Source organism: Halomonas sp., from assembly GCF_031581305.1.
GTDB lineage: Bacteria > Pseudomonadota > Gammaproteobacteria > Pseudomonadales > Halomonadaceae > Halomonas.
Genome location: NZ_JAVLBC010000153.1, coordinates 2,168 through 7,794, shown reverse-complemented (window position 1 = coordinate 7,794; position 5,627 = coordinate 2,168). Strand labels below are relative to the sequence as shown.

The window sequence follows — 5,627 nt, the reverse complement described above, 5'->3', positions numbered from 1 at the left end:
CACCTCGAGGGTCGTGCGGTCCTGGGCCAGATCGCGGATCACCCGCCAGGACTCCTGGCTGGGCTGCAGCAGCGTCTTGGCCAGGGGCGGCGCCCCCTCCGGCTCGGCAAAGGCGGGCATCGCGGCCTCCTCCACCGGGCGTGGCTCGCGTCGAGGCAGCAGCAGCCGGCTGGCGCCGGGCCAGACAGTGATCCGCGCCGGCCGCGGCGTCGGCCAGGCCAGCGGCCAGTAGCTGGTGGAAAGCGCCAGGCGGATGGCGTGACCCGCAGGAAACTGCTGGGCGATATGCTTGAGTGGAATCCTGACCCGATAGCGCCGGCCCGGCTCCAGCGGCTCGGGGTGCTCGTTGCTGTCGCGGTGCGTCAGGTTGAGCAGCCCATAGGAGACCCGGGTGGCCTTGTCGTCCTCGGCAATGTCGGAGAGGCGCAGCGCCACCATGGCCACCGGCTGGTCGGCGGCGAGCTCGAGCTCCACCAGCGGCGACCCGCAGATCTCCAGCGGTGCCTCGAGACGCGCCGTCTGGAAGATCAGCGCCCCGCCATCCTCGTCGCGCTGGTCATGGGGCAGGTCAGGGGGGGCATTGTAGGAGCACCACTTGCCGGCGAAGAGCCCGACCGAGAGGGGTGAACGGATGTCGAGCGTGGCTCCGTCGTCCTCTCCCGCCTCGCCATCCGGCACCAGGTCATGCCCCTCGGTGAGCTGAAAGGCGTCGGGCAGGATATTCGGTGACGGCCAATCGGGCTCGGCGACCCAGCGCCCGGGGCGCTCGTCGTAGCGCGCCGAGGGCGGCATCGACTCCTGCATCCAGACACGCAACATGGGCTCGTCCATGATCCCGGTATCGACGCCCTTGAGCCACTGATCCCACCAGCGCAGCGACTCCTGCAAGAAGCCGATGGCCGGGCCCGGCACGCCCAGATGCGGGTACTTGTGGGCCCAGGGACCGACCAGCCCCTTGCGTGGCACCTCGAGCCCTTCCAGCACCCGGAAGACGGCATTGCAGTAGCCGTCGGCCCAGCCGCTGACGGCATAGACCGGGCACTGGATCCGCGAGTAGTCCTCGCAGACCGAGCCGTGCTTCCAGTAATCGTCGCGGCGCTGGTGTTCGAGCCATTGGGCGAGCCACAGGCCACTGCCGTCCAGGCGCTCGAGCCACATCTCTCGCCAGCGCTCTCCCACCAGGTCGGGGTCGGGCGGACAGGCGTTGCCGTCGAACATGGTCGAGGCCCAGGAGAGGTTGTCGCCCAGCAGGCAGCCACCCATATGGTGGATGTCGTCGGCGTAGCGATCGTCGGTGAAGCAGAGCGTGATCACCGCCTTGAGCTGCGGAGGACGCAGCGCGGCGATCTGCAGGCCGTTGAAACCGCCCCAGGAGATACCGATCATGCCGACATCGCCGGTGCACCAGGGCTGGGCCTCCAGCCAGGCGAGGACCGCCAGGCCATCCTCGAGCTCGCTGGGCAGGTACTCGTCGGTGAGCACGCCGTCGGACTCGCCGGTGCCGCGGATGTCGACCCGCACCCCGGCATAGCCATGACCCGCCCAGTAGGGATGGCTCTGGACGTCGCGTTCGGCGGTGAGGTCACGCTTGCGGTAGGGCAGGTACTCGAGGATCGCCGGCACGGGGTGGAGCTCGGCGTCCACCGGCCGCCAGATGCGCGCCGCCAGCCGGCTGCCATCGGGCAACGGGATCCAGGTCTCCTCCTCCATGATCCGGCGGGGAAAGTCATTGACGATACGCATGATCCTGCTCTCCTAGGTCCCTTGAACTAGTCCCTTGTACCCTGCTCCAGGCCGGGCATGCTCAGCCCTGGATATTGTCGAACTCGAACACCAGGCGCGCCGCCAGCCGGTCGTAGTCGGCGAGCAGCTGCTCGGCCGATGCCGCCCCCGTCCAGACATGCGCCAGGGCATAGCTGTAGCTGTCCTGCTCGGGCAGTGTGGAGAGGCACTGCCCCTCCACCACCTGGACATCGATCATGGTGCCGGGGAAGTCGGCCTCGAGCGAGGCGACTTCCTCCGGGGTGGGCACCCGGGTCACCAGCGCATCGGAGAAGAACACCCGATAGAAGAACTTGGCCGCGATGGGGAATTCCCCTTCGCGGTGCGGCATGTCGGGCCGGCTTCCCAGCCCCAGGTCGATGGTGACCTGCTGGTGGCTGATGCCGTCGACCTTCTCGAAGAGGTCGCAATGCGACTGGGAGATGCGCGTGTTGATCTCCAGCAACCAGATGCGTCCCTGCACCTCGTCCCAGAAGTACTCGACATTGAAGGCGGCATTGTCGTAGCCGATGTGGGTCATGATGGTGCGGGTCAGCTCGACCATCTCGGCCTGGATCTCGTCGGGAAGGCCCGAGGGATAGCGGTAGTGGAAGAAACTCAGCACTTGCGGGTAGCGCAGCGAATCGACGATGCCATAGCTGACTACCTCCCCCTCGAAGACGTACCCCTCCACCGTGCACTGCCAGCCGCCGATGATCTCCTCGGCCATGCAGTAGTGCCCATCCACCGCGGCCACCTCCGGCGGCAGCCGCGCCTGCTCCAGCACCGTGTTGAAGGGGTCGGCGATCAGGCCGATCGCGTCACGCAGTTGCTCGATGGCATGGTAGAAATCTTCGGGAGTGTCGATGCGAAAGCCCAGTCGCGAGCCCGAAGACTTGATCGGCTTGACGAAGAAGGGAAAGTAGAGCTCCGCCTCGCTGATCCGGGTCAACGCCTCGTCGTCGAAGGGATCGAAGGCGGCGAAGGCCGGGATGTGGGCGGGGATCACTTCGCGCTGCACCAGGCGGCTCCAGTACTTATGCTCGCACTTGAGCAGGCTCGAAAGCGAGGTGCTGCGGACACCGAACCGCTCGCAGAGAATCGGCAGCATGGTCGAGACCGGAAAGTCCATGTAGCCGACGATGGCGTCGATGGTGCCCTCGAAGGCCTCGAGCTGCGCCGTGGCCTCCGCCAGCATGGCGGCGATGTCGAACTCCTCGGTGTCGTAGACCGCCTCCGGGGCGATCACCCCGTGGAATCGCCACTGCCCGGCACCACGCAGCGTCTCGAGACGCTGGCGGTTGAAGTCGTTGAGCCCCACCACGAAGATGTTCTTTTCCTCGGCCATCGCCCTGCCCCTCCGTTGCGCACCGGACTCGGCGCCTTCGAGCAGCATAGTCCAATTCGCGAGCGATGCGGGGTCAGCCTTGTCGGTCGCGCCCGGCGGCGTCCTCTTCCTCGCGGCCGCGCTGCAGGCGGTCGATGGCCTCACCGCCCTGGCCGGCCAGGGCGGCCAGCCGCTCGATCTGGTCATCCAGCCGCGGCAAGGCCTCGCGGCGATAGCGGGACAGGTCGTCGATGGCGCCCATCACCTCCCCGAAGGCCTCCTCCAGGGCCTGCATGTCGAGCATCGCCGAGGAGGCCCGCTGCTGGATGTCCACGCCCTGCTGGCGCAGCGCCCTTGCGGTCCCCCCGATCATTTCCGAGGTGGTGGCATTGAGCGCTTCGACGCGATCCAGCACCAGCCGCTGGTTGGCGATGGCCAGGGCGACCGTGACCGCCACGGTCAGCGCCGAGACGGTGACGTTGATGGCACGGTCGACGCCACGCATCAGCTCACGGTTGTTGCGGATGATCACCTCCAGCGCCAGCACGCCCTGCTGGCTCACTGCCAGTTGCTGCTGGAGGTCGACGATGCGCTGGCGAAGCGGGAAAAGCAGCTCCTCCTCGAGGAAGCGCCGCTGGGGGTCTTCCTCGGCGCGGCGGGCGATGGCGGCCTGCAGCCGCTCGTCGATAAGCCGTCCCAGGGCGACCTGGCGCTGCAGCTGGACATGGCTCTCGTGCAGCGACTGCTGGTCGTCGCTCAGGGTGAGGTTATCGCGATGCAGCATGTCGCGCCCCCCCTCCAGGTCGGCGATGATCGCGTCCAGCGCCTGCTGGGCCGTCTCGAACTTGCGGAAGTAGCGCTGCAGGCGACTGCCGGCCCCCCGGCAGCAAGGCCAGCACGCGGTCCAGAGGGCCCGGTGACAGACGGTGCCGGGCCGGGTCCAGCTCCTGCATCCGGCCGCGCAGGTCGACCAGGGCCTTGGCCACGGGGCCACCCTCGTCACCGTGATGGGCCAGCTGGCGCAGCGGGGTCTGCAGCATGGCACTCTGGTGAGCGGCCTGCTGCTGCAAGTCCAGTCCCAGCTCATCGATGGCGCGTCGCTGGCGCGCCAGGTCATCCGCATCGCCGCTGGCGACCAGCTCGCCGACGAAGGCATCGGCCTGGGCCGCCAGCGACGCGTCGCCTGCACCGTCGTCCGATGCGCTCTCGTCCAGCTGATGGGCGATCTCCTCTACCGGTGGCAGCGACAGGCGGGAGCCGCGTTCGGATTGCTGGGTCATGGGCACCTCTCCAAGGATCGGGTCTGGGCAAATGAAGGGCCGACCTCAGGACTTGCCACGCCCGTAGCGGTCGGCGCGGGAGACGAAACGGTGCAGCTCCTCCAGCGCCTGCTCGGTGGTGACCGAGGCCTGCGGGCGCCCGGTCTCGATGCGCGCCAGGGACACGGCCGTGTCGTCGAGGACGGTCAAAGCCGACTCGTTGCGTGCGGCCAGCTCGCGCAGCCCCCTCTCGGTCTCCTCGAGCAGCTCCAGCCGCCGCACCAGGGCGGCACGCTCCTGCGCCCCCAGCGCCCGGCCCTCGCGACTCAGGCGGCGCCGCACGAAGTCACCATCCACGTTCGCCACCCCCCGGGCCCGGGAGGCCATGGCATCGAGGGTATCCACCACGGCACGGCAGACTTCGATCACCAGCCCGCGGGCACGGGCGAAGGCCAGCTCGCCGCTGTCAAAGCGGCTCCCCAGCACGCCCAGCACGTGGCGATAGCGACTGTAGACGCGGTCGGCCTGGACCGCCAGGTCGGGGCGCTGGGCGTCAATCAACCCCTGCTTGGCCCGGCAGAGGGCCAGCACCAGGTCGTCGGCATTCGCCGGGGGCCGTGCCGGATCGAGCACCACCAGGTCGGCCTCGTGGGCGTCGCGCTGCCGTTGCGCACGGCGTCGTGCGGCATCGGCCGCCCGCGCCGCCTGCCGGCGCTTCTCGCGTCGCCGAGCGAGCCAGCCACGCAGGCGACGCTCCAGCGGCAATGTCACCGGAATCGCCACCAGCCCCGCGAGCCATCCCGTCAGGGTCGGCCCGAAGCCGCCCCACAGCGAGGTCAGCCACAACAGCATGCTGATGAAGGGAACCACCAGGGCATAGCGCAGGATGACCTGCAGACGGCCAGGCGGCTCGACGGGCACGGCCAGGCGCGGATTGACCATCCCTACCAGCAGCCACGGCAGGCAGGTCAGGAAGAGGCCATAGGAAAATCCCTGGAGGAATCCCAGCATGGGGCTGAATATCCTTTATCCGTCGGAGGGGAGGCACGCCACTAGAGCAGCAGGGTGAGGACCAGGGCCACGACGCCCACCAGCAGGGCGATGCTCACCGCCACGACCACCACCCGGTCGAGCCAGCGATCGAAGCAGGCCCTGTCGAATCGGCACCGCTGGCGACGACAGCTGGCACCGCGACGGGGAGCATCGCGACCGGAGCGGATGAGGGCCATGGTCGAATTCCAATTCCACCATTTTACCTTGAGCTTACGGCCTGACGCGGC

At 68.4% G+C, this 5,627-nt stretch carries 4 protein-coding genes and 1 pseudogene; all 5 read right to left on the bottom strand.

Translation table 11 applies throughout. The features are described from left to right. A partial coding sequence (locus RI841_RS12335) for a CocE/NonD family hydrolase (protein ID WP_310705902.1) occupies positions 1-1,743 on the bottom strand: 1,743 nt, incomplete at its 3' end. 61 nt (positions 1,744-1,804) lie between these two features. After that, positions 1,805-3,109 carry an ATP-grasp domain-containing protein gene (locus RI841_RS12330; RefSeq protein ID WP_310705901.1) on the bottom strand — a complete coding sequence of 435 codons (1,305 nt, stop codon included), beginning with the start codon at positions 3,107-3,109 and terminating at the stop codon, positions 1,805-1,807. A 73-nt stretch (positions 3,110-3,182) separates the two neighbouring features. Beyond that, a pseudogene (locus RI841_RS12325) lies at positions 3,183-4,368 on the bottom strand (toxic anion resistance protein). 45 nt (positions 4,369-4,413) lie between these two features. After that, positions 4,414-5,358: a cobyrinic acid a,c-diamide synthase gene (locus RI841_RS12320; protein WP_310705900.1), complete on the bottom strand. Its 945-nt coding sequence runs from the start codon at positions 5,356-5,358 to the stop codon at positions 4,414-4,416. Positions 5,359-5,399: 41 nt separating this feature from the next. Beyond that, the coding region (locus RI841_RS12315) for a hypothetical protein (RefSeq protein ID WP_310705899.1) at positions 5,400-5,627 on the bottom strand (228 nt) is incomplete at its 5' end.